The sequence below is a fragment of the Balneola sp. EhC07 genome (genome assembly GCF_001650905.1).
Lineage (GTDB): Bacteria > Bacteroidota > Rhodothermia > Balneolales > Balneolaceae > Balneola.
Window position 1 is genome coordinate 62975 of sequence record NZ_LXYG01000015.1, and the last position, 22442, is coordinate 85416.

The following is a 22442-nucleotide window of genomic DNA, read 5'->3' on the forward strand; positions in this document are numbered from 1 at the left end:
TGATCCAAAGTAAACACGATGAAATTTAGTGGGCAACCGAAAATTGGACGAGTATTTTTCTGTTTGGAATGTTGGAGAAGAAGAACGGAGCGGATTCTTCTTCAACGTTTTGATGGAAGAGGGAGTAGGAGCTTTGATTTACCACTAAAGCCCGCATTATTTATAGCCATTGTTGCGCCTAGTTATTTTTTATTTGAATGTGAATATGATCATCGTGTCTAACAGCTCTGCATCCGTGATATCTAATTTTGTCATTTTTTAAGTTTAATCTCTTTACTAAATGTGGTTCGATAAACACTTTGTCAATCAGGTTATTATTTACAATTTCATTTATCAGTTTTTTATTTTCTGTTTCAGAAAATTTTAACTCTGAGTTTTTCTTTCCAAAAGTCAAGTACTTAGGGTAATCGTACTGGAAATAGCCTAGTTTTTTACATTCAGATATTTGGTCAAATTCTGATTTTCTTGGAGATTCAAATACACCATAACCACTTGTGGATTTAGTCAAGTCAGTAATTTCTCCATTTTGTTTTTCATAAATGAAACTTAGGTCAATTTTATTACCGTCATTATGACTTAGATGCGGTAGTAAAGGGAATTTATTAATAAATGGAAAGTTTGCGTCTAAGAAACGAATCTGTCTATTCTTTGAAATCTGTTGTAATACATTATTTAACTGTGGTTTTACATAATTGCGATTAAGCAAAACAGTCATATATGTTGCAGGTTTTAAGTTATTGGTTGTTTGAATTTTTTGACGACCAAACATTGGAGCTAAAACAGGAATAATGATGTAAGTAGAAAGTAAATAAACAGTCGTAAAAACTGTCATTTTTTTAAACTTAAAATGTGTTTTCCATTTAGCTGAAATGAATAGGCTTAGTAGTAAAATCAGTCCGCCAATTTGAGTCGTAATTGTTAGAAAAACGAAAAGTGAAATGATTATTATAAACTTAAATACTTTCCTCAATGGGTAGATTTTTTAATTAGCCACGTTGAAGAAGAAGAGCGGAGCGAATTCTTCTTCAACGTTTAGTATATGGCAAGTAGGGCAGTAGAAAGCGATAAACTTTCAAGTTTGCACTGAGCCAAAACGTTGTATTTTGTTTTTATCTTTTTCATTTTAAAAGCCAAATCAACGATTTGGCGGTGTTGGTAAATAGCACTGAACTTTCGAAAACCACCAAACGCCCTATTTGCTATATACCGTGTTAGGTATCGTTTTTCTTTTTATTAATTCCTCAATCCTATCAATCAACTTGAAACCTATATAATCTTCTTTTGGGCGATTTTTGTATCTGTGATAACAATCCCAATAACTCGAAATTCTTTGTTTTGTTTTATACCAGTATATCTCATTTTCTTCAACAAAATCAACCAAATGACTTGAGTTAACCGAGTCAAAATTGTCCCAGACTAATTCGAGAATTTCGACCACATATTCTCCTAATAATTGAACCAGATAAGGAGTTGTCCAGTATTCATCACTGTCAATTATTTGATTTAAATACTTTTCTCTTACATATCCATTATGATGACGAGTCAATATACAGGCTAAAATTGTTCTTGATGTCTGTGATAAACTTTTTGGTTCCAATAGTCTATGCTCTTCCCAATAAATTCTAGAAGGCATTTCAAATGGGTTATCTTCAAGATTAAATTCATAACCCCAGTGAGCATTATGTTCTGATTTAATTTTAATCAATGATAGAAGATTATCAATCTCATTCTCCAATGTTTTTGGAAATGAAGTTTTTAATCTTTTCAATTCATCTTCTATGTTGATACTTCGTTTCATTTAATGATACCTAACATAAGAATATGACGCATTGTATTCATCATATCCCAGTTTAATGGTTAAGTTCTATTTATGTTATCCCAATATAATAGCAGAATATCACTAATAAGTATTAATTATTCTATCAGCTATATCCCTTCATCGAAATCACTTAACATCTTCCAATACATACTTTCGGTCTACATACTTCAGTAATCTTCCGGTGTTGGTATAAATGGAGTGATAAAAAAGTAGCACTTCATTTTCTTCATAAGCTTGTCAGAGCAAAAGCGTTTTATCTTTTTTGGACTAAAGTTTCTGATATACTCCGAAAATGAAATCTGAAGAATTGTTAGCTAAATATTCATCTTCTAGTGAGAAGAGTTTTTCTAAAATTTGATTTTTTTCCAAATCTAGATCTATAAAATGATGAGAGATGTCTTTTAACACGTTCATCAGTAGGTTTCCGCCATAAGGCTTTTCAATAATTGTATGAAAATTTGAATGAATAGCTGGTAATATGCTTGCAGAATCAACACATTCTGAAGGATCTGCTATAATCATTCTTATAATACCCGAACCATAATACTTCTTTTTTAACAGATTAGATTTGTATCTGGTTTTATACTCTCTTGGTATTATTTTTAAAGCCTCATTAATCTTTTTTATTTGATGTTTTGGAAATTGAAGTCTGGTTGCCCCTACAAATTCATTTATAACCAGTAGTCCATTTGTTTTTAAACTGTTTTTAATAGTGGACCCTACGAAGCTCGCGATATTATCAAAATGATGTAGTGATGCATGGAAAAAAACAATATCGAAATATTCTTTCGGAATACTGTAATCATTAAAATCAGCACAAACGAACTCTATATTTTTAAGCTTAAGTTTGTTTGCTCTGGCTTCGGCTTCAAGCATTCTGTCTTTTGCAATGTCAACACATATGATTTCTTCAAAAATAGAATACTTAGCTAATTCAATCTCATGATGACAAGTGCCACTACCTAAGGAAATTAATCTAAGTCCAGTTCTGTGTTGCAGATGATTTTTAACTAAATACTCTTTGTAGTCTAGATCTTTACTACCGGTGAGAAGCAGGTTCCAACGTTGCCTAACTTTAGGAATTATCCACCAATCTGCACTTTCGTATTCTAATTGGTTAAAAGATTTCTCAGTTCTCTTTATTCCATAGATGTTGAGTTTAGATAGTAGAAAACCCAATCCTCTTTGTTTAAACTTATGCAGAACATCAATTATATCGTCTAATGTTAAAATTCTTTTCATTTTATAATTATTGCAAGTAAGGCATTAAATCTTCTCAACTGAATCACTTAACATCTTCCAGTACATACTTTCGATCTACATCCTTCAATAATCTTCCGGCTTTGGTATGAATGGAGTGATAGAAAAGTAATACGGCATTTTCCTCATAAGCTTGTCGGAGTAAAAGCGTTTTGGCTTTTTTGGATTGCAACGGCTCCACGTCCATCTGCTTCATGGCATAGTGATTCAGATGATCTTCGCTTGGAACCAGATCTCCTAAAATATATGCAGTATCACCTTCGCTCTGAATTTTAACGATTTGATGTCCGGGTGTATGGCCACCGGTTCGTATTAACTCAATTCCGGGAACCAATTCAAAGTGAGCATCTACTACAAAAACCAGTTTTTCATCTGCAGCAAGTTTGTAGAATTCATCCAGATCGTAATGACCGCCTTTCTGCAGTTGTTCTTGTCCGATCTGCTGAAGTGCGTACGCCCATTCTTTCTTTTGCACAAAGTAATTAGCATAGGACATGGTCGGCTGAGTACTGGTTGATTTATCCACATAAGTGGATCCTCCGGCATGATCGAAATGTAAATGCGTGAGCACAACATGTGTGATATCTTCGGGATTCAAACCAAAAATATCCAGATTGGTTTTAAGGTTTGAGGTATTTACATAAGAACTTTTAGCATCCAGTCCCCAGCCCAAGCCTGTATCAACTAAAATGTTTTGTTTTCCGGTTTTAATAAGAATGGGATCAATACCGATTTTAGCAGTCAGATTTTTACCGTATCCATCTTCATTTGAACCGGTGATAGTCCCTGAGTCTACTTTCCGAAACGTACCATCTTCAAAGGCTTCAAAGATGCCCTCACTTAAATGTTCAATTTCGAATGTTCCGATCTTCATTGTAGTTGTTTTGTTTTCGGGATAATAGATGTTAGATATTTCACTTACAAAAATAGTTCTGTTTTGTTGAAAAGGACTTATATATAAAACGAGTCAGTCATCTCGCGGCGTATGCCCGAGATCTGGATTTATATGAAGGCTGTACTCTTGATAACTATCCAGGTTCCTGCCTTCGCAGGAATGACCATAAAGCGGGGTGAAGGAAGTTCTCATAGCGTTGATCGGTGTGTTAGATATAACAGCCAGAAATAAACCTCACGAAGATCCTGAAACAAGTTCAGGATGACTCCAACTCTATGTATAAGCTCAATATTGAGTTATTGTGTCTTATAACAGAGATTAATCTTCTGGATTTTTAAAAAATACAATTAAATCCGACCTTTAGAATTATTGGCGAGAAAAGAACGCAATGAAATCGACGGCTCCGAAGGAGCAATCATTACACTCAGGCAGATTTTTGAATATGCATCATACGACCGTCGACCTTTTGTAATGATTAGTCGATGCAATGGAGTTCGCGCCAATAATTCTTGTCGGGAGCTTTTGGTACTTTTGTCGGCACAAAAGTACATCATCAAAGTAACTGAATCCTGTATACACATTTAGATTAGAATAGGGTACCTACTTTTGTCTTGATACAAAAGTAGCAAAAGATCAAGCCGAAGTATTTAAGACGGGTTCACTGATCCTGCGCTGAATAATCCTAAAGGTCTTCGTTCATCCTGAGAAAATTACTTCACTCTTCACCTGAAAGGATTATTCCTGCTTCGCAGACGCGTCCGGATCACGCTCTCTTCTCCGTCTTAAATACTAAGGGCGAATTATTCTTGAGCTATCACGTTAAACGGTCAACGAATTTCCTAACATCTCCAAGGATGACATTATTATAAAAAAGATTATTAAACAGCTTAATAAATCTTTGGTTTCGATCAATTCATTTTATCTTTGACGCATGAATAAATACGACGCAATAATTATTGGTTCAGGCCACAACGGATTAACGACAGGTTGCTATCTGGCTAAGGCGGGCAAGAAAGTTTTGGTGCTGGAAAAATGCGATACCATTGGTGGTGCAGTTCGTACAGAGACCATGTTTAAATCGCCTGAAAACCCCAATGGTTTTAGAATGGATGTTGGGTCATCTGTTCATATTATGATCCATCAAACTGGAATTATAGAGGAACTGGAACTCGAGAAATATGGACTTGAGTATATTGAGATGGATCCCATCATGTCGTATCCCGTGCCGACAGGAAAAGGCGTTATTCATTTTTTTAAAGATCTGGACAGAACACTAGAATCCATTTCAAAAGTAGCTCCTGAAGACGTTAAGAATTACAAAGAGTTCGTAGAATTCTGGGGAAAGATCAATAAAGGCGTTCTTAAGATCTTTACGACGCCCCCTTCTACTAAGAATATTTTTGCTGAAATGGCACTCAATCAGATCAAAGATGGAGCTATGTTCAAAAAAGGGGAACAGGTTTCCGGATTGCAAAAGATCTTATCCAGCTATGGAAAAGTAGTGGAGGACTCATTTGAAAATCCGTACATGAAGGCAGCTTTACTGTGGTTTGCTGCCCAATCGGGACCATTGCCGGATCATTCTGCTACCGGGGATTTTGTTGGGTGGCAATCCATGCTTCATGAAAGTGGAGCTAAACATCCGAGAGGAGGGAGTGGAATGCTCACTCAGGCTATGAAGAATTTTATTGAAGCTCATGGCGGAGAAGTAAGGTCAGACCATCCGGTAGAAAAGATCCTGGTTGAAAATGGCAAGGCATTTGGTGCCAGAACAGAAAGTGGAGAGGAGTTCAGAGCCGAGATCATCGTCTCTAACGCTCATGTGCAAACTACCATGATGAAAATGGTCGGTCGGGATCACCTGGATGATTCGCTCTTCAAAAAAGTGGAAAATATTCATGTTGGTAATGGTTTTGGAATGGTGATTCGTTGTGCCGTAAAAGAACTGCCACAATACACTGCAGCTCCTGACGATCCTTATATTCACAACGGAATTCAGTTACTGGCTCCATCAGTACAATACATGAAAAATGCGATCGGTGATTACACCAAGGGGTTTCCCCCTGAAAAACCTGCTGCATTAGCTATGACTTTCTCAGCAATCGATTCTGACGTAGCGCTTGATGGAAACCACACCATGTTTGTATGGGCGCAGTGGCATCCTTATGAATTGGCAAACGGGATGAATTGGGATGACATCAGAGAAAAAGAAGCTCAAAAAATTTACGATGTTGTTGTAGATTATGCTCCGAATATGAAAGATAAACTCATAGATTGGTATATTCAGTCTCCGTTGGATATAGAGCGAAAACACGGGTTACTTCGTGGAAATGTGATGCACGTTGAAATGAGTTTTGATCAGATGTTTATGTTTCGTCCGATACCGGAAATGAGTCAGTATGAAACACCGATAGAGAATTTATATCTGTCCAGCGCTTCTTGCCATCCCGGAGGCGGGGTATTTGGAGCAGCGGGACTAAATGCAGCTTCGGTGATATTAAAAAAACACAAAAAGAAATGGTTTTAAAGGAGTGAATAATTGAGATCAGAAATTATCGTTGATCTGGCAAAGTTAGATGGAAATCTTAATGCTATAAAGTCCAGATTAAGATCGGGCGTAAAAGTGATGGCTGTAATTAAGGATAATGCGTACGGTCATGGGGCTGTTCCAATTGCAAGACATTTAAGCTCACAGGTTGACTGGTTCTGTGTGGCTACGTTATCGGAAGCGATTGAGCTTCGGGAAGGAGGAATAGAAATTCCAATACTTGTATTTGAGATTCCGGAAGTACAAGATGCTGACAAATATCTGGACTATTGTATTACGGCTACAGTTGCAGATATTTCGACATTTGAAATTTTAAAAGCAGGAACAGAATATCAGCTCAATTTTGATACCGGAATGAGACGATTGGGTATTCCTGAAGAAGACCTTGAATCAGCTTTAGGTTTATTCAATAAACATACCGAATTAATCTGCACGGGATTATACACTCATTTTTCATCTGCGGATGAACCGAATAATGAAAGTGTGACTAAGCAATTAGACAAATTCAGATCATTTGCTGGTCGCTTTCCTGATCAGTTGATGAAACACACCGCCAATACGGGAGCTATTTTTTATTATCAGGATCTGGATGTTCAGTTTGATGCGGTTAGGCCCGGAGTTTGTTTATATGGTTATCTGGCCGGAGAATCGGAGACATCTGATCTAACTCCCATTATTGAATGGAAATCGTATTTTATGCAAACCAGAGCTGTTAAAAAGGGGGAACCGGTAGGATACGGCGGAACCTGGAAAGCTCCTGAGGATGGAATTGTAGGAACGATACCGATAGGCTATTCGGATGGTGTTCAAAGATTAATAGGAGGGAAGTTCCAAGTTGAGGTAAACGGCATACTGGTCGATCAGGTAGGTCGAATCAGCATGGATTACTTTGGCATCTATTCTTCGAAATCAAATATCAAACAAGGAGATATAGTCTACATCTTTAACGAAAAAACGCTGAATCCAAAAAACTGGGCAAAGGTACTGCAGACGATACCTTATGAAATTACGACAAGCTTAAACAGTAGAATTAACAGGAGTTATTTAAAAAATAATAGACTCTAATTCTACATCAAATACCAAAGTGTCTTCTCTAAGTGAGTTGGTTGTACCTGCATAACCTAATTCAGGAGGTACAACTAACACTCTTTTTTCACCTTCTTTCATTCCAATCAGACCTTCTGTAAACCCATCTATTAAATTAGAAACAACAAACTGAGCAGGGTCTAATTGAAGATTTTTATAAGAGCTGTCAAAAATATCTCCGTTTGTTTTTCTGCCGGTGTAATATACTCTTACTATATCTCGAATAGTTACTTCTAATTCGCTGCTGCCTTCTTCCAAGCTATATACAATTAGTCCTGATTCAGTGGTGTCAGGAGTTATATTTTCAACAGAAAATGGATCCGGAACAAGAGAGTAATCATCTTCAAAACTGAAAGGATCATCGTCGCCACAAGAGCTGATCAGTGCTAATAGTAAGATGCCAAAAAAAGTATTTCTAAGATTCAAGAGTGTAGAAGTATTTTGATTATTAGTTCGTGCTGTATAACATTTCTGCACGATGTTTATTACACAGAAAGATAAAAGGATTATAATTAAGAAACTGAAAAAGGTTAGTCTTCATTATCTGAAAAAGCTTTATCCAGCTTCTTCTTTCTTTGCTTAACAGCAACTCTGCTTATGAGAATAGAAAACTCATAAAGTACAAGCAAAGGAATCCCGATCAGGATCTGAGATACCGGATCAGGTGGGGTTAAAAAAGCAGCTAATACCAAACTGGCAATCACAGCATGCCTTCTGAATTTTCTGAGGAGTTCAGGGGTTAACAAGCCGATCTTGCTAAGTGAATAACTGATAATCGGAATTTGGAAAATCATTCCGCAGGAAATCACCCAAGTAGTGAGAGAACTAAAGTAAGCGTTTATATCAAAATCGTTTCTTATCACATCGGAGATCTGGAATTGAGTAAAGAACTGGAGCGCAAATGGAACCAGAATTAAGTAACCGAATGAAATTCCGATCACAAAAAAGAAAGTGATAAAGAAAGCTGTTAAAAAGGTTTTTCTTTTGGTCGTAACTTCAAATGCAGGTTCAATGAACGACCAGATCTGATAAAAGAAGACAGGAGATCCGATCACAAACCCAACCACAAATAAGACTCCCCAAAAGGTGAAAAATTGTCCCGGCAACCTTCTGCTTTGCAAAGTAAGATCAATTGCATCGATCCGGATCAGATCATACATGAAAAAAGTTGATTTAGTAGGACCTAACAGAATATCATTCACAAAAAAGTCTGAGAAGAAGAACGCAATAATTACTCCAAATAGAACTCCAGCCATACCTTTTATGATTCGCCAGCGGAGTTCCTCTAAGTGCTCCAGAAACGACATATCTTTAGTTCGATCTTCCACTTTTGGAGCTTTAGGGAGGTTTTTTTCCATTATTTGTCGTTCTGCCAAATCTACCCCTTAAACAGTTGCAAAATCATACAATGGAAAATTTTCACAAAGTGCTTCTACTTCTTTGGCAACAGAATTGTGAACTGATTCATCGTTTGGGCTTTGTATCACTTTATCTACCAGTTTTGCAACTTGTTTGAACTCAGCTTCACCAAATCCTCTGGTTGTCATTGCGGGCGATCCTATTCGGATACCTGAAGTTACGAAAGGACTTTCTGTATCGAATGGTACCATGTTTTTATTGACAGTGATAGCAGCTTTTCCGAGCGCTTCTTCTGCAATCTTTCCTGTTACTCCTTTATTTCTCAAATCGATCAGTATGAGATGATTATCCGTTCCGCCACTTACTATTTCGTAACCCATTTCCACGAACTGAGCTGACATGGCCTTGGCATTTTTCTGAACCTGAGTTTGATACTCTTTGAAATCTTCCTGTAATGCCTCACCATACGACACTGCCTTTGCTGCAATAATATGCATCAGCGGACCGCCCTGAGTTCCCGGGAACACTGCTGAATCCAACACTTCACTCCAGTTTTTAACTCTGCCTGATTTGGGAGCTACCACACCTAATTCATTTTCACCATCTTTACCAACCAGGATCATTCCGCCACGTGGTCCGCGTAAAGTTTTATGCGTGGTAGTAGTTACAACATGAGCATGTGGAAGGGGATTCTTTAAATTACCGACAGCTATCAATCCGGCAGTATGAGCCATATCCATCCATAAAAAAGCGCCTACCTCATCTGCAATACTTCTGAAAGCTTCGTAATCATAATCTCTGGAATAAGCAGAGGCTCCAATTGATATCATCTTTGGGTTTACAGCTTTAGCTTTTTCACGGATCTTGTTGTAATCAAGTCTTCCGGTTTCTTTCTCTACACCATAAAATTCAGGCTTAAAATAAATTCCGGAAAAATTTACATGAGAACCATGAGTTAGATGACCGCCATGAGAAAGATCAAAACCAAGCAGTGTGTCGCCCGGTTTCATGAAAGCAAGATAAACGGCAGCATTTGCAGTTGCACCGGAATGCGGCTGAACGTTTACCCAATCAGCATTAAATAGCTTTTTAGCACGATCTCTGGCAATATCTTCTACAACATCAGCATATTCACAACCGCCGTAATATCGTTTTCCGGGATAACCCTCAGCGTATTTATTGGTTAAAACACTACCGGCAGCTTGCATCACTGCTTTTGAAGCAAAGTTTTCAGAAGCAATTAATTCCAGATTAAAATTTTGTCGGTTTGTTTCTTTTTCGAGTTGTTCAAAGATTGCCGGATCCTGCTGCTTTAATGATTTCATTCCAAGAATTACTTTTGCGTAAGAGTTTCAATTTTATTTACACGACGCTCATGTCGCCCACCTTCAAATTCAGTATCTAGCCAAATTTTTAAAATTTCTTTTATCTGATTTTCGTCTAATTCGCGACCCGGAAGACACATTATATTTGCATTGTTATGTAATCGGGTCATCTCAGCAGATTGAGAAGAGTACACTAAACCCGCTCGTACTTTTGGATACTTGTTTGCAGTCATACATACACCTTGGCCGCTTCCACAGACCAGAATTCCCTGATCGTATTCACCGTCATTTACTCTTTTAGCTACTTGTACAGCAAAATCAGGGTAGTCCACTGAGTCTTCAGAATGAGTACCAAAATCAACAGGAGTGTGTCCCATCTCTTCAAGTATTTTTCTAACGGTTTCTTTGCCGGGGTATCCTGCGTGATCGCTTGCTATGGGTATGATCATGGGATCAGATTAATGTGAAATGATTAGTTCAAATATCTCTAAAATTTCACTTAGTTTAAAGAACTCAATTCGGAAATAGTTTAACAGTCAGGCTAGTGTCAAAAAAATATCAGAAAGAACTTGAAACAGCTAAAGAAGCAGCTAAAAAAGCTTCTGAAATAATTCACCAATATTCTTCTTCAAGATCATTTAGTGTAGAGTTGAAAGGAAAAAATGATCTTGTTACAGAAGCAGATGTGGCTTCAGAAAAAGAAATCATTCGTATCATAAAAAATGAATTTCCTGAAGATGATTTCTTAGCTGAGGAATCGAATACGAAAACGAAATTGCCGGATGGGAGAGTTTGGATCATAGATCCTATTGATGGTACTACTAATTTCGCTCATGGTTTTCCGATCTATTGTATTTCAATTGCGCTTTGGGTAGACGGTGTTCCCAAAGTTGGTTTAGTCAAAGAAGTAGCAAAAGGTGAGTTGTTTTGTGCAATAGAAGGGGAAGGGGCTTTTCTGGATGGAAAAGAAATAAAAATATCAGACCAAACCGACCCTTCTAGATCTTTAATTGGAACGGGCTTTCCGTACACTGCTTTTGAGCATGTAGATGATTATTTAAATCTTCTAAAAAGTCTTATGAAAAATACACACGGATTAAGGAGACCAGGAGCCGCTTCATATGATCTTTGTTGTGTTGCAGCTGGGCGGTTTGACGGCTTTTTCGAATATGGACTCAGTCCGTGGGATGTGGCAGCCGGAGCATTAATCATACAAGAAGCCGGTGGGTTAGTAACAGATTGGAACAGTGGAGAAGACTGGTTATTCGGACAAAGTATAATTTCCGGGAACCCCGAAATAGTTCAGTTTTTACAAACTCAAATAAATCAGTATTTCAAATAAGTGTGGTGTTTTTGCCTTGTAATAAATTGATGGTTACTGTTGCATAATCAGTATCCGGGAATTTTTGACAAAGTTTGTTATTGGCAACCAAGCCTGCTTCATTAATAATTTTGTTGAACACTTCAACTTCTACTATATATTGATCAGAAAAACCATGAGTGGCATCGTACGCTGTTGCAGCAGTCTTGCCAAGGTTGTTAGCTGTTACATTTGGCGGAACGGTATGAAGTTCAATAACCAGTAAGCCAAACTTTTTAATGTAAGGCTCCCATTTTTTGAAATGCTCGAGTAAAGAATCTTCAATTGTATTGTTGCTTATGCATTCTCCCCGAAATGCAAAAGCACCCGTGGACTCACTCACTCTGTTTTGAGTTTTAATTTCAGGTTCTTCGTAGATCCTGTTGTGGTCCAGAAAAGTTCTGACATTCAAAAGATATTTAAGATCAACATCATAGTTCTCTATTAACTCTTTGGCAAGAAGGTCTGGTTTTCCAATGTCTCCCCAGATAACTTTTGCCCAGATATCAGCTTGAATAAGATTGGCCTTTGTGATCTTTAAAGCAGCTTCGTTATAATCTGACCCTACAAGTATCAGCGGATGTTCATCCAACATTTTTCCGCGAAGAGTATGCTTTTCGATCACATCAAATAAATGCTGAATAAAAGCTCCGTTACCACAACCCATATCCAGCACACCCTTGGGTTGATCGGTTATGGGTTGATTAAAAATCTCAATAATAATTTCATCCACAACTTTAAAATAAGCGGAATGTGCTCCTCCGCTGCCCCAAACATTCATTTCACGATCCACATGCTTTTCAGGTTCACCCGGCTTTGTATCTCTAATTTTTTCAGGATCTCCGAAAATGAGTTCTTCAATATTTCTGAACATGGGTAAGTAAGAAACAGTAACTCCGTATGCACTCGCTCTTTTTGCGAAAAACAATCCAATATCTGTAAACTGATAAGTGCCATTTTTTTCCTTGAACCATCCCAAGTATCGTAACATATCAAGGATCTTCTTGAATCTTTCCGGTTCTTCATGAAACTCCTCAGGACGGAAGTTTGCCTCCATAAAATATTTATGAAACATTCCACTCATTCCCAGAAAAACGATAACCGGCCCTAAAAGAACTCCCTCAATATGTTTTAAAATCTGCTGCTGTACTTCTTTTTCAATTCCTTTTACGGTTTGATCTATACCATAGCTTTCCTGATATCCGGAGAAAGCTTTTCCCATCTTGGATAAAGGTACATCTCCGAAGTTTTTGGGATGAAGCCCTTCGTAATAATTGATGAGCTCTACTGCGTTTTCATAAAGGGGAATATATTTACAAGCGAGTTCGGTTTTATCATTTACAGCAAAAGTAATTTTATCAGCTTTGTTGTCAATATTTTGAACTAACCAACCTTGTGAAGCGAGTATTCTGAGTGCAATATTCATGTACCCTTCATTAGCATCGAATTTCTCAGAAATATCAGAAAGCGATACCTCTCCATTTTTGATCAGATGATCCAGAATCCCTTTTTTGAAAAGGATCAAAGCCGAAGGAGCGGTTCCAATTCCATCTAAGTGTCGAAAAATTGTGCTCCGGTGTATTTTTTGTTCGTCTTTGCTAAGCATCAGCTGTTAGCTTTATTACTAAAGAATTCATCAAAAGAAGATAAAGGAGCAGGTCCGTTATAGTATTTCAGAGGTTCACCGAATTCGAATCCTGCCAAGTGACCAAAATAACGGGCTCGTGCTTCAAGCTGTTTGAAGTAAGATGGAGTTGAGATATAAGTCTCAGGTTCTTGCCCTGCACTCTCAACATTGAATTGTGTATCAAAAGCTAACACCGCTTTCTTTTTAGATTCCCAAGTCTCAGAAATATCAAAAATAAAATCCGGTTCAAATGGTCGGTCCTGCATATAATGTAAGAGATGCTTCGGGCGCCATTCTTTGAGTCCATCGGTTTCAATTTTCCTAAGCCCTGAATAGAACAAAGAATCCAAAACAAGTTGAGTAGACTTTCCATGATCAGGATGACGGTCATGAGGAGCTCCGGTAATACAGACAGAAGGCTGTGTTTTTCTTACCTCGGCTATAATCTTTAATTGATTGGCTCTGGTATTTTCAAGTATTGAATCTCCAAGGTTAAGATTTTGTCTGTATGACAATCCCAAAATTTCGGAAGCAAGCTCAGCTTCTTTTTTCCTGGTTTCGGTAGTTCCCCTGGTTCCCATTTCACCTAGTGTAAGATCAATTACCCCAACTTTTTTCCCCTGATCTGTTAGCGCACAAATGGTTCCTCCAATATTTAATTCAGCGTCATCCGGATGAGCTGCAAATACCAAAACGTCTAATTTCATAAAATGAGAATTTCATCTAAAATTAATTCATAAGTTAGTGTAACGTTATTGAAATACGCCCGTACTAACTCGACAATTATACCAAATTATCTTATGAGATTTTTAAATAGCTTGCTCGAAGGGATCAAGATTGCTTTTTTAGCACTTAGTATCAATAAAACCAGATCTTTTCTTACCGCGCTTTGTATCATTATTGGAATTACTATGGTTTCTGTGGTTGATGCAGTAACTACAGGAATGGATGAATCTTTCGATAACAGTATGGCAATGCTGGGTACTAATGTGGTTTATATTGAGAAATGGCCTTGGGATGATGATATGGATTGGTGGGAAATTGCAGGTCGTAAAGAGATGAAAATTGAATATGTAGATTTTTTGGCGGAACGAACTAAATACGCCTCAAATATTTCCGCTTCTGCAAATACTAATGTGAATATCAGGTATAAGGATAAAAATGCAGAACGTGTACAGTTATCTGGTACTACATCAAATCATCTGGATGTGCAAGGATTGGATATTGCTGAGGGCAGAATGTACACCCAGGAAGAGGTAAGAACTGCTGCAAATGTAGTTGTAGTGGGAGCGTCACTAAAAGAAGCTCTTTTTGAAGAACAAGATGCACTTGGAAAACAAATTCGAATCGGAGGGCAAAGATTCATAGTTATTGGAGTATTGGAAAAGCAAGGTAGTTTTTTAGGGCTTGGGGATGCTGATAATGTAGCTCTGATTCCAATTTATGCATTTAATGAGGTTTATGGCTTAAGAAGAGGGATACAATTGGGAGTTAAATTTCCTGATGAAGCAGCTTTACAAGAAGGAGAATATGAAATTGAAGGGCTTATGCGACAGGTTCGACAATTAGATGCTACAGCGGAAAATGATTTTGCTATAAATAAACCCGAAGCTTTTAAAGAATTACTGGAAGGATTTAAAAGAATTCTATACTTAGTTGGGTTCGGGCTGGTAGGGCTTTCTTTGTTAATAGGAGGAATCGGAGTTATGAATATAATGTTTGTATCCGTGAGGGAGCGTACTAAAGAAATCGGAATTCGTAAAGCAGTAGGAGCAAAATCTTGGGAGATCCTGAGTCAGTTTTTAATTGAAGCGATTGCTATTTGTGTATCTGGTGGGGTAATTGGTGTGGGACTTGCCGCAATAGCAACATTTTTTATAGATAAAGCATTTACTGCTACGATGAATTTTGGAGTGGTTGGATTTGCGTTCTTAATTTGCACAATGGTTGGTGTAGTATTTGGTTTTATACCTGCGTACAGAGCCGCTAAATCGGACCCAATAGAATCACTTAGATTTGAATAATGAATTTTAAAGAAACTTTTTCTCAAGCGTCAAGCTCACTAAGAGCAAATAAAATACGTTCCTTCCTAACTCTTCTCGCGTTGGTTATAGGAGTTTTTTCGGTAATCGTGTCTACTACTGCTGTGGCGGTATTAGATAATTTCTTCAATAATACTATGAGTATTCTGGGAAGTGATGTGATCACCGTTCAGAGAAACCCGGCCGTTCAAATGGGGCCAAGAGACGCCAGTTTAAGAAACAGAAAGCAGATCAAATTTGAAGATGCTGAAGAACTGGACGAGCGAATGAGAATCGGAGAAGGAATGACACCGGCTACCAGTTTTAGTTTCACAAAGGTTGTTTACAAAGACAATGAAACGGATCCGAATGTAAGTATCAGGGGTGGAAATAATGAGTATTTTGCAAATAATGCATACGAGATCGAAGATGGAAGAAATTTCAATGAAGAGGATATTCAGTACGCTCGACAAGTAGCCATTATTGGAAAAGATATTCAGAATGAGATTTTTAAAACAGAATATCCCCTTCAGAAAACAATAAGAATTGATGGGCGTCCATATACTGTAATAGCTGTTCTTGAGAAAAAGGGTCAAATATTCGGACAATCATTCGATAATATGGTTGTAATTCCTTACACAGCCGGAATTAATGCATATGGCGGAAACAGAGGAATTGGAATTCAGTTACGATCTCCTGAGATATCAATGATTCAACAAACAATAGACGAAGTAACCGGAATAATGAGGGTGATCAGAAAAGTAAACCCGGCAGAAGACAATGATTTTGAGATCGTTACCAATGATTCACTTACCGGAACTTTTGATCAATTTACTTCCATACTCTATTTGGCCGGTTTCGCTGTTGGGTTTATCACACTGCTTGGAGCGGGGGTAGGGGTTATGAATATTATGTTAGTTTCTGTAACTGAAAGAACAAGAGAGATCGGAGTCAGAAAAGCAGTTGGGGCTACTCGGAAAGCAATCGTGAATCAATTCCTGATGGAAGCGGTGTTTATTTGTCAGCTGGGAGGCTTAATTGGTCTTATTTTGGGTGTAGCAGGAGGAAATGTCATGGCCATTATAATTGATACCGAAGTGGTAATTCCTATTTATTCGGTTTTACTTAGCTTTTTTGGCATGTTGATTGTAGGGTTGATTTTTGGTGTTTACCCTGCTTTTAAAGCCTCAAAGCTGGATCCGATCGAAAGTTTACGCTACGAATAACTTTTTGCAAAGGAACGATTTAAGCTTCCGTTCGTATTTGTTATCTTAAGAGAAAAAGGGCAATCAATATGAATGATGAAATTGTAAAAAATGTGACCGATAAGCTTGATTTAGCGCTTGAAAGAGGTAAACAACTTATTGAAGATGAAGAAGTGCAGCAAAGAATTCAGGACCTGAAAAATGTAGCCGAGGAAACTGTCAGGAAACATCCAATCAAAAGTATTGTAGTAGGTCTGGCGGTTGGATTTTTAGTGGGTAAAGCTCTTTCAGGAGATGATGAGTGATTATGGACCAACTAGCTCAACGTATTAAGCAAGTGTCAAACGAATTAAAAGGATATGTGGAAACACGCATTGAACTTTTAATTCTAAATCTGAGTGATAAAGGAACGCTTTGGTTAGGTGATCTGATACAGCATACTTTCAATTTAATCATTCTCGGAACCGGATTGTTATTTGGATTGATAGCACTTGGATTCTATTTAGGAGAACTTTTAAATAGTATGCCGGTAGGTTTTGGAATTATAGGTGGCTTTTTATTTTTAGTTGGATTGATCCTTATACTCTCCAAACCAAAAAATATATCCAGAAAAATTCAATCTCAGATCATGCATGACGTAATTGAAGCTTTAGACGCTAAGAAAGATACCGAAGAAATTAAATTTCTTGAAGAAAATAAAAACAGGGAATCGTAAAATGGGCAGTTCAAGAGTATCAGAAATAGAGAAAAAGAAAATCGAGTTAGAAAACGAACTGGCACGAATTCAAGAAGGAATAGATAAATCTATTGACGGAGTTAAGGAAGAAGTAGTAGAAAATCTTGATCCCAAAACGATTATAAGAAAGTATCCTCTTCATGTGTTGGGTGCTTCTGTTTTAGTTGGTTTTCTGATAGGGAAGCCAAAATCGTCAGGATCTTCATCAAATTCTTTACTTGCTTCGGAACTAAAAAAAGCTCTTGCCAAAAAAGGGCTGTCAATGCTTAGTGACCTCATCGAAGGAAAAATGAATTCCCGAGAGAAATAGAGATAAATCTCGCCTAAACAATGGGGATGTTTTAGTTTTATTTAAAAATATCCTCAAAAACTGAAACTATATATTTATCAATTCGTGAAAGCGAATCATAAACACAAAAAGAATATTTCAATGAAAAAACTTTTTCTTTTAGCAGCATTTTCTGTGCTCTTCATCAGCACATCCATTACAGCACAACAAAAAAGAACTATTACTCTTAACGAAGCAATTCAACTTGCTTTAGAAAACAACTATCAGCTTAAACAAGCAGAAAATAATCTGGATCTGGCTGAATACAGAATTATTAGTGAGAAGGCTGATTTTCTTCCAAGTATAAGTTCCAGTGCAGGATATTCAACTCAAACAGGACAGCAGTTTGTACAAGAAACATTATCATTTACTGATGTTACCTCATCAGGAGCGAACGGTAGAATAAGTGCAAGTGTGCCTATTTTTACCGGTTTTTCAAATATACTGACACTTAGGTCAAGTGAAAGAAACAAATTGTCTAATGAAGAAACGCTTAAAAGAGCTAAAGAGAATATTATTTTTGAAACGGCAACACGTTTCCTAACCGTTTTATTAAATAAACAACAGTTAGAAGATGCCAAAGAAAGTCTTGAGACTTCAAATAAATTACTGGAACAGACTAAAGCTCAAGTAGAAGTAGGTTCAAGACCAAGCGTAGATTTATACAATCAGGAAGCTACTGTTGCAAATGATGAATTTACCGTAACTCAACGCGAGAATGCATTAAAATTATCAAAACTTCAGTTAATACGATCTCTGCAGATCGATCCTTTACAAGATTATGAATTTGCAGTACCTGATTTCGACCCTGAAACTGCAAAAAATTCTGTTTCTGTATCTCAGGATGTTAATTCGTTAGTTGAACAAGCATTATTAAATCGTTCTGATATACGAAGTTCTGAGTTTAATATTGAGTCTTTAGAATATCAGCTTCAAATTTCTAAGGGAAGTTTATTACCTACCTTAAGCGGTAGTGCTTCAATCTCATCAAGCTATAGTGATCAGGATCCAAGAGGTGATTTCAGTGAGCAATTCTTTGATCAAAGAGTGAATAAATCCCTTGGTCTTTCATTGAATCTTCCAATTTTTAATAACTGGAACAGAATGACGCAAATTCAATCTGCTCAAGTGAACTTAAAAAATGCTGAACTCGGACTGGAAAACACAAAATTGCAGGTTATACAAGAAATTACTCAAGCTTTAAATGATTATTCATCATACTCATCACAGCTTAAAGCAGCTGAAAAGTCGTTAATATTCTCTGAAAAGGCTTTTGAAACACAACAAGAAAGATATAATGTTGGAGCAAGTACACTTATAGAATTAAGTCAGGCTCAAACTCAATATTTTAACGCTCAATCGGCAAGAACGAGCGCTCTTTATAATCTGATCTTTCAGGAAAAACTATTGGACTACTATGTAGGTAAACTTTCCGGCGACGACATCAATTTTTAATAAATTAATTAATACAAATTAAGTAAGAGGGTAGGGAAATAATGGCAAAAAAAGGATCATCAACGGGTAAAGTACTTTTATACTTCGGAATTTTTTTGATAGTTATAGTTGGTGCAGGCTTTGGATTAAGAGCAGCCGGTGTAATTGGTGGAGCTGAGGAAGGGACTTCAGTAGAAACAGAAAAGGCGAAACTTAAAACGATAACTCAGCTTGTATCAGCTTCCGGAAAAATTCAACCTGAAGTAGAAGTTATTATACGTCCGGATGTTTCCGGAGAGATCATTGAACTTGCTGTGAACGAAGGCGACTTTGTTCGTAAGGGAGATCTTTTGGTTCGTCTTAAGCCGGATATTTTTAAAGCCCGAATTGATGAGTTAACCGCTGCATTGTTAACCCAGAAGGCTCGTTTAGAACAAACAAGAGCTAGTCTGATTCAAGCTGAAGCAGCTCATTTAAAGAACAAAGAGCTTTATGAGAAGGACATTATTTCTGAGTTGGATTTTATTCAAACTAAATCGAATTACGACTCACAAAAAGCAAGTCTGAAAGCTTCTGAGTATCAGGTTCAGAGTGCAGAAGCGCAGTTGAGAAAAGCTGAAGAAGAACTTCAGCAAACGGTTATCCGCGCCCCTCAGGATGGAACGGTTACAGGCTTAGCTGTAGAATTTGGAGAAAGAGTTTTGGGTAACTCGCAAATGGCAGGAACTGAGATGATGCGTGTTTCCTTACTTGATAAAATGGAAGTTCTGGTTGAGGTGAACGAAAATGATATCGTAAATATCTCTTCACTTGATACTACAAGAATAGAAGTGGATGCTTATCCGGAAAGAAGATTTAATGGTATTGTTACTGAAATCGCAAATTCTGCCAGAATAACCGGTGCAGGATCTAATGAACAAGTAACTAATTATCAGGTTAAAGTTAGAATTATCACTCCTCACAACCTTTCAATGTCGGGAGCAGAGTTAGTTCAATCTGAAACTGCAGAGAACCCTGAAGAGAATTTTTCGCCCAACTTTAAGCCGGGAATGTCAGCTACAGTTGATATTGAAACCAAAACAGCTAAGAATGTGGTATCTGTTCCGATACAGGCTGTTACTGTAAGAGATTTTGCAAAGGATAAGAAAGACAGGAAAGATAATTCTGAAGATGATTCAACTAATTCAGAAGAAGAATCGTCTGAAGAAATGGATGATAACCTGATCATTAAGAAAGAAGATATCAGAAAGGTGGTGTTTATCGTAGAGAATGGAACAGCAGTAAGATATGAAGTTGAAACCGGGATCAGCGATAACACTCATACTCAAATTCTGACGGGCGTAAATGCAGGTGATGAAATTGTGATCGGAAGTTATCGTACCTTATCCAAAAACTTAGAAAATGGCGATAAAGTGAAAGTGGATAACAATTCAAATTCATTCGCTTCAATAAACTAAAGGGCACAATGTCAAATAGACCAATAATTCAGATCAAAGATCTTACCAGATTTTATCAAATGGGAGAGACCGAAGTAAGAGCTCTCAACGGCGTGACTTTTGATGTACTCGAGAATGAATATATTGCAATTATGGGGCCGTCGGGATCAGGTAAATCAACATTGATGAACATGATCGGTTGTTTGGATACTCCCACAGGTGGAGAATATATTCTGAACAATAACCGTGTAAGTCAAATGGACGATGCTGAACTTGCTGAAGTAAGAAACAGAGAGATCGGATTTGTGTTCCAGACCTTCAATTTACTTCCCAGAACAACTTGTTTGGCAAATGTAGAGCTACCATTGATCTACGCCGGTGTAAAGGCTTCAGAGCGTAAAGAACGAGCTTCTGAGGTGCTGTCTAAAGTAGGATTAGGTGACAGATTAGATCACAAACCCAATGAATTATCGGGTGGACAGAGACAACGTGTTGCTATTGCAAGAGCTCTTGTAAATAGTCCGTCAATATTATTGGCAGATGAGCCAACAGGTAACCTGGACACAAAAACAGGGGATGAGATCATGCTTTTGTTTGAAGAACTCTACAAAGCAGGAAATACCATCATCTTGGTAACTCATGAAAACGAAATCGCAGAATATTCCCGAAGAATTGTAAGACTGAGAGATGGGGTAATTGAGTCGGATGAAAAAGTTGCAAACCCGGTACTAGCTGCACATTGATCAAAAAGAAATAGTAAAAAAAAAGCCGCTTATCATTTGATAAGCGGCTTTTTTTATGATCTTAATTCAGCATTAAATTATCTGAAACTGATACCAACACCAGCATTTGCAGTAAAGTAGTTTGCTAAAGTAGCTTCACCATAGAATGCTAAAATACCAAGTCTAAGTCTGAAACCACCTAACAAGTGGACATTACTTTCGCTTTCAATTTCAAGAGCAAACGGATCAGTAATTACATTATAATCTTCCTGTGGAGTAGTAGGATTGAAGGAAGCAACCGGATAATCACCTACCATGCTTAGCTCAAAATCAGCTTTTTGGTATCCAACACCACCATATATTGAAATGAATGGCAATGACTTTCCAACTAAAGCATTAACAACAAATGTATTAGTAGTGGTTGTAACTTCCTGAGCTGAAAAATCAGGGTTTGGATTGGAAGTTAAAGCTGGGTCATTAGGGTCACGGGTAGCATTTTGATCAGGCTGGAGATCAAGGTTAGCATCTACAGAGATTTGATTAAAACCTACCATCAGGGAAACATCTACAGGAAGTAGCTTTCCACCGGGTACATATTGAGTTAGTTCATGTTTAACAGCACCACCTAAAACACTCATACTTCCGAAATCACTTACATCAGTTTCAGGAAGATATCTTACAGTAACATCGGTTTTCTTGATAAGGCCAATGCTTGCCTGTACGATTGGTGCTGGAACAAATGCGAATCCGGTTCCTCCGGGCATTTCAAATTCACCTATTTTTGTATTGGGATCATTAGGATCAGCAAAGATCTCTAAAAGTGGACCACCGTCCTTACTTCCGGAAATAGTTTGAGTAACAGGGTTTTCGCCTGATGCTACTCGTATTTTTTCTAAGTTAAGAGTTGAAATATCAAAACTTTGGTCGCCTGAAGGCACTACGGCAACAGAAGGTCTTAATTGAATGCTGAATCCAAATAGTTTCTTTGGTGCCGCACTTTCAGTGAAACCAGCGTTTAATCCAGTTCCAAAACCGGTTGGAAAAGGTTTAATGTATTCTCTGGTAAGAATGGATGCGTCATTTGCACCGGCTTCCAAGAATGCACCGATATCTCCAAATTGCGCTTTGGCCGGGGTAATGGCCATAAATCCCAGCACCAATGTGCTCAGAATAAGTTTTGTAATAGTCTTGTAGCGATGAATCATGTAATCTCCTGTTTTAATGTTTACAGGCTAATATCCGTATTATTTTTGAGAGTTTGAATACCCTTTTTGAGGTATT

At 37.5% G+C, this 22442-nt stretch carries 22 protein-coding genes; 11 read left to right on the top strand and 11 right to left on the bottom strand.

Features of this window, described 5'->3' with window-relative positions; genetic code table 11:
* Window positions 1–178: 178 nt before the first annotated feature.
* The 4 genes from A8B79_RS06920 to A8B79_RS06935 all read right to left on the bottom strand — a co-directional run bounded on the left by A8B79_RS06920 (window position 179) and on the right by A8B79_RS06935 (window position 3953).
* A complete protein-coding gene (locus A8B79_RS06920) occupies window positions 179–970 on the bottom strand; it encodes a hypothetical protein (RefSeq protein WP_066220062.1) in 792 nt (263 codons plus the stop codon).
* Between the two features lie 222 nt (window positions 971–1192).
* The gene (locus A8B79_RS06925; protein ID WP_066220065.1) at window positions 1193–1798 is read right to left on the bottom strand and encodes a hypothetical protein; all 606 of its coding nucleotides are present in this window, start codon (window positions 1796–1798) and stop codon (window positions 1193–1195) included.
* 288 nt (window positions 1799–2086) lie between these two features.
* Window positions 2087–3061, bottom strand: a complete 975-nt coding sequence (locus tag A8B79_RS06930; protein ID WP_066220067.1) for a class I SAM-dependent methyltransferase — start codon at window positions 3059–3061, stop codon at window positions 2087–2089.
* Window positions 3062–3104: 43 nt separating this feature from the next.
* Window positions 3105–3953 (bottom strand): MBL fold metallo-hydrolase, encoded by an 849-nt coding sequence (locus tag A8B79_RS06935; protein ID WP_066220070.1) that lies wholly within the window; start codon window positions 3951–3953, stop codon window positions 3105–3107.
* 952 nt (window positions 3954–4905) lie between these two features.
* On the opposite strand from A8B79_RS06935, the gene A8B79_RS06940 reads away from it, so the two are divergent.
* Together A8B79_RS06940 and alr are read left to right on the top strand one after the other, a co-directional pair.
* Window positions 4906–6501, top strand: a complete 1596-nt coding sequence (locus A8B79_RS06940; protein ID WP_066220072.1) for a phytoene desaturase family protein — start codon at window positions 4906–4908, stop codon at window positions 6499–6501.
* A 12-nt stretch (window positions 6502–6513) separates the two neighbouring features.
* Complete coding sequence (gene alr / locus A8B79_RS06945) at window positions 6514–7587, top strand: alanine racemase (RefSeq protein ID WP_066220077.1); 1074 nt, start codon at window positions 6514–6516, stop codon at window positions 7585–7587.
* Here alr and A8B79_RS06950 read toward each other — a convergent pair.
* Genes A8B79_RS06950 through rpiB form a run of 4 tightly spaced genes read right to left on the bottom strand, consistent with a single transcriptional unit; the run spans window position 7567 to window position 10741 of the window.
* The gene (locus A8B79_RS06950) at window positions 7567–8085 is read right to left on the bottom strand and encodes an FKBP-type peptidyl-prolyl cis-trans isomerase (protein ID WP_161485148.1); all 519 of its coding nucleotides are present in this window, start codon (window positions 8083–8085) and stop codon (window positions 7567–7569) included. The two genes, alr and A8B79_RS06950, sit on opposite strands and share 21 nt — an antisense overlap.
* 53 nt (window positions 8086–8138) lie before the next feature.
* Window positions 8139–8966 (bottom strand): twin-arginine translocase subunit TatC, encoded by an 828-nt coding sequence (gene tatC, locus A8B79_RS06955; protein ID WP_066220083.1) that lies wholly within the window; start codon window positions 8964–8966, stop codon window positions 8139–8141.
* 27 nt (window positions 8967–8993) lie between these two features.
* Window positions 8994–10292, bottom strand: a complete 1299-nt coding sequence (glyA, locus tag A8B79_RS06960; RefSeq protein ID WP_066220086.1) for a serine hydroxymethyltransferase — start codon at window positions 10290–10292, stop codon at window positions 8994–8996.
* 8 nt (window positions 10293–10300) lie between these two features.
* The gene (gene rpiB, locus A8B79_RS06965) at window positions 10301–10741 is read right to left on the bottom strand and encodes a ribose 5-phosphate isomerase B (RefSeq protein ID WP_066220089.1); all 441 of its coding nucleotides are present in this window, start codon (window positions 10739–10741) and stop codon (window positions 10301–10303) included.
* 95 nt (window positions 10742–10836) lie between these two features.
* On the opposite strand from rpiB, the gene A8B79_RS06970 reads away from it, so the two are divergent.
* Complete coding sequence (locus tag A8B79_RS06970; RefSeq protein ID WP_066220092.1) at window positions 10837–11634, top strand: inositol monophosphatase family protein; 798 nt, start codon at window positions 10837–10839, stop codon at window positions 11632–11634.
* Here A8B79_RS06970 and A8B79_RS06975 read toward each other — a convergent pair.
* Both A8B79_RS06975 and bshB1 read right to left on the bottom strand, forming a co-directional pair.
* Entirely contained in the window at window positions 11627–13258 is a 1632-nt protein-coding gene (locus A8B79_RS06975) for a class I SAM-dependent methyltransferase (protein ID WP_066220095.1), read from the bottom strand. The two genes, A8B79_RS06970 and A8B79_RS06975, sit on opposite strands and share 8 nt — an antisense overlap.
* Complete coding sequence (gene bshB1 / locus A8B79_RS06980) at window positions 13258–13986, bottom strand: bacillithiol biosynthesis deacetylase BshB1 (protein ID WP_066220100.1); 729 nt, start codon at window positions 13984–13986, stop codon at window positions 13258–13260. Before bshB1 ends, A8B79_RS06975 begins: the two co-directional genes overlap by 1 nt.
* Window positions 13987–14079: 93 nt before the next feature.
* On the opposite strand from bshB1, the gene A8B79_RS06985 reads away from it, so the two are divergent.
* From A8B79_RS06985 to A8B79_RS07020, 8 genes are all read left to right on the top strand, one after another.
* Window positions 14080–15303, top strand: coding sequence for an ABC transporter permease (locus tag A8B79_RS06985; RefSeq protein WP_066220104.1), 1224 nt, complete (start codon window positions 14080–14082; stop codon window positions 15301–15303).
* Complete coding sequence (locus tag A8B79_RS06990; RefSeq protein ID WP_066220107.1) at window positions 15303–16526, top strand: ABC transporter permease; 1224 nt, start codon at window positions 15303–15305, stop codon at window positions 16524–16526. Before A8B79_RS06985 ends, A8B79_RS06990 begins: the two co-directional genes overlap by 1 nt.
* Before the next feature lie 68 nt (window positions 16527–16594).
* Window positions 16595–16810 carry a hypothetical protein gene (locus A8B79_RS06995; protein ID WP_066220111.1) on the top strand — a complete coding sequence of 72 codons (216 nt, stop codon included), beginning with the start codon at window positions 16595–16597 and terminating at the stop codon, window positions 16808–16810.
* Between the two features lie 2 nt (window positions 16811–16812).
* Window positions 16813–17220 (top strand): phage holin family protein, encoded by a 408-nt coding sequence (locus A8B79_RS07000; protein ID WP_066220113.1) that lies wholly within the window; start codon window positions 16813–16815, stop codon window positions 17218–17220.
* A gap of 1 nt (window position 17221) precedes the next feature.
* Window positions 17222–17551 (top strand): hypothetical protein, encoded by a 330-nt coding sequence (locus A8B79_RS07005; RefSeq protein ID WP_066220115.1) that lies wholly within the window; start codon window positions 17222–17224, stop codon window positions 17549–17551.
* A 120-nt stretch (window positions 17552–17671) separates the two neighbouring features.
* Window positions 17672–19024 carry a TolC family protein gene (locus A8B79_RS07010; protein WP_066220118.1) on the top strand — a complete coding sequence of 451 codons (1353 nt, stop codon included), beginning with the start codon at window positions 17672–17674 and terminating at the stop codon, window positions 19022–19024.
* A 41-nt stretch (window positions 19025–19065) separates the two neighbouring features.
* Window positions 19066–20460 carry an efflux RND transporter periplasmic adaptor subunit gene (locus A8B79_RS07015; protein ID WP_066220120.1) on the top strand — a complete coding sequence of 465 codons (1395 nt, stop codon included), beginning with the start codon at window positions 19066–19068 and terminating at the stop codon, window positions 20458–20460.
* Between the two features lie 8 nt (window positions 20461–20468).
* On the top strand, window positions 20469–21182 hold the full coding sequence (locus A8B79_RS07020) for an ABC transporter ATP-binding protein (protein WP_066220123.1): 714 nt from the start codon (window positions 20469–20471) through the stop codon (window positions 21180–21182).
* 77 nt (window positions 21183–21259) lie between these two features.
* Here the strand turns inward: A8B79_RS07020 and A8B79_RS07025 are convergent, their stop codons facing one another.
* Window positions 21260–22366, bottom strand: a complete 1107-nt coding sequence (locus tag A8B79_RS07025; RefSeq protein ID WP_066220126.1) for a DUF6588 family protein — start codon at window positions 22364–22366, stop codon at window positions 21260–21262.
* Window positions 22367–22442: the final 76 nt, after the last annotated feature.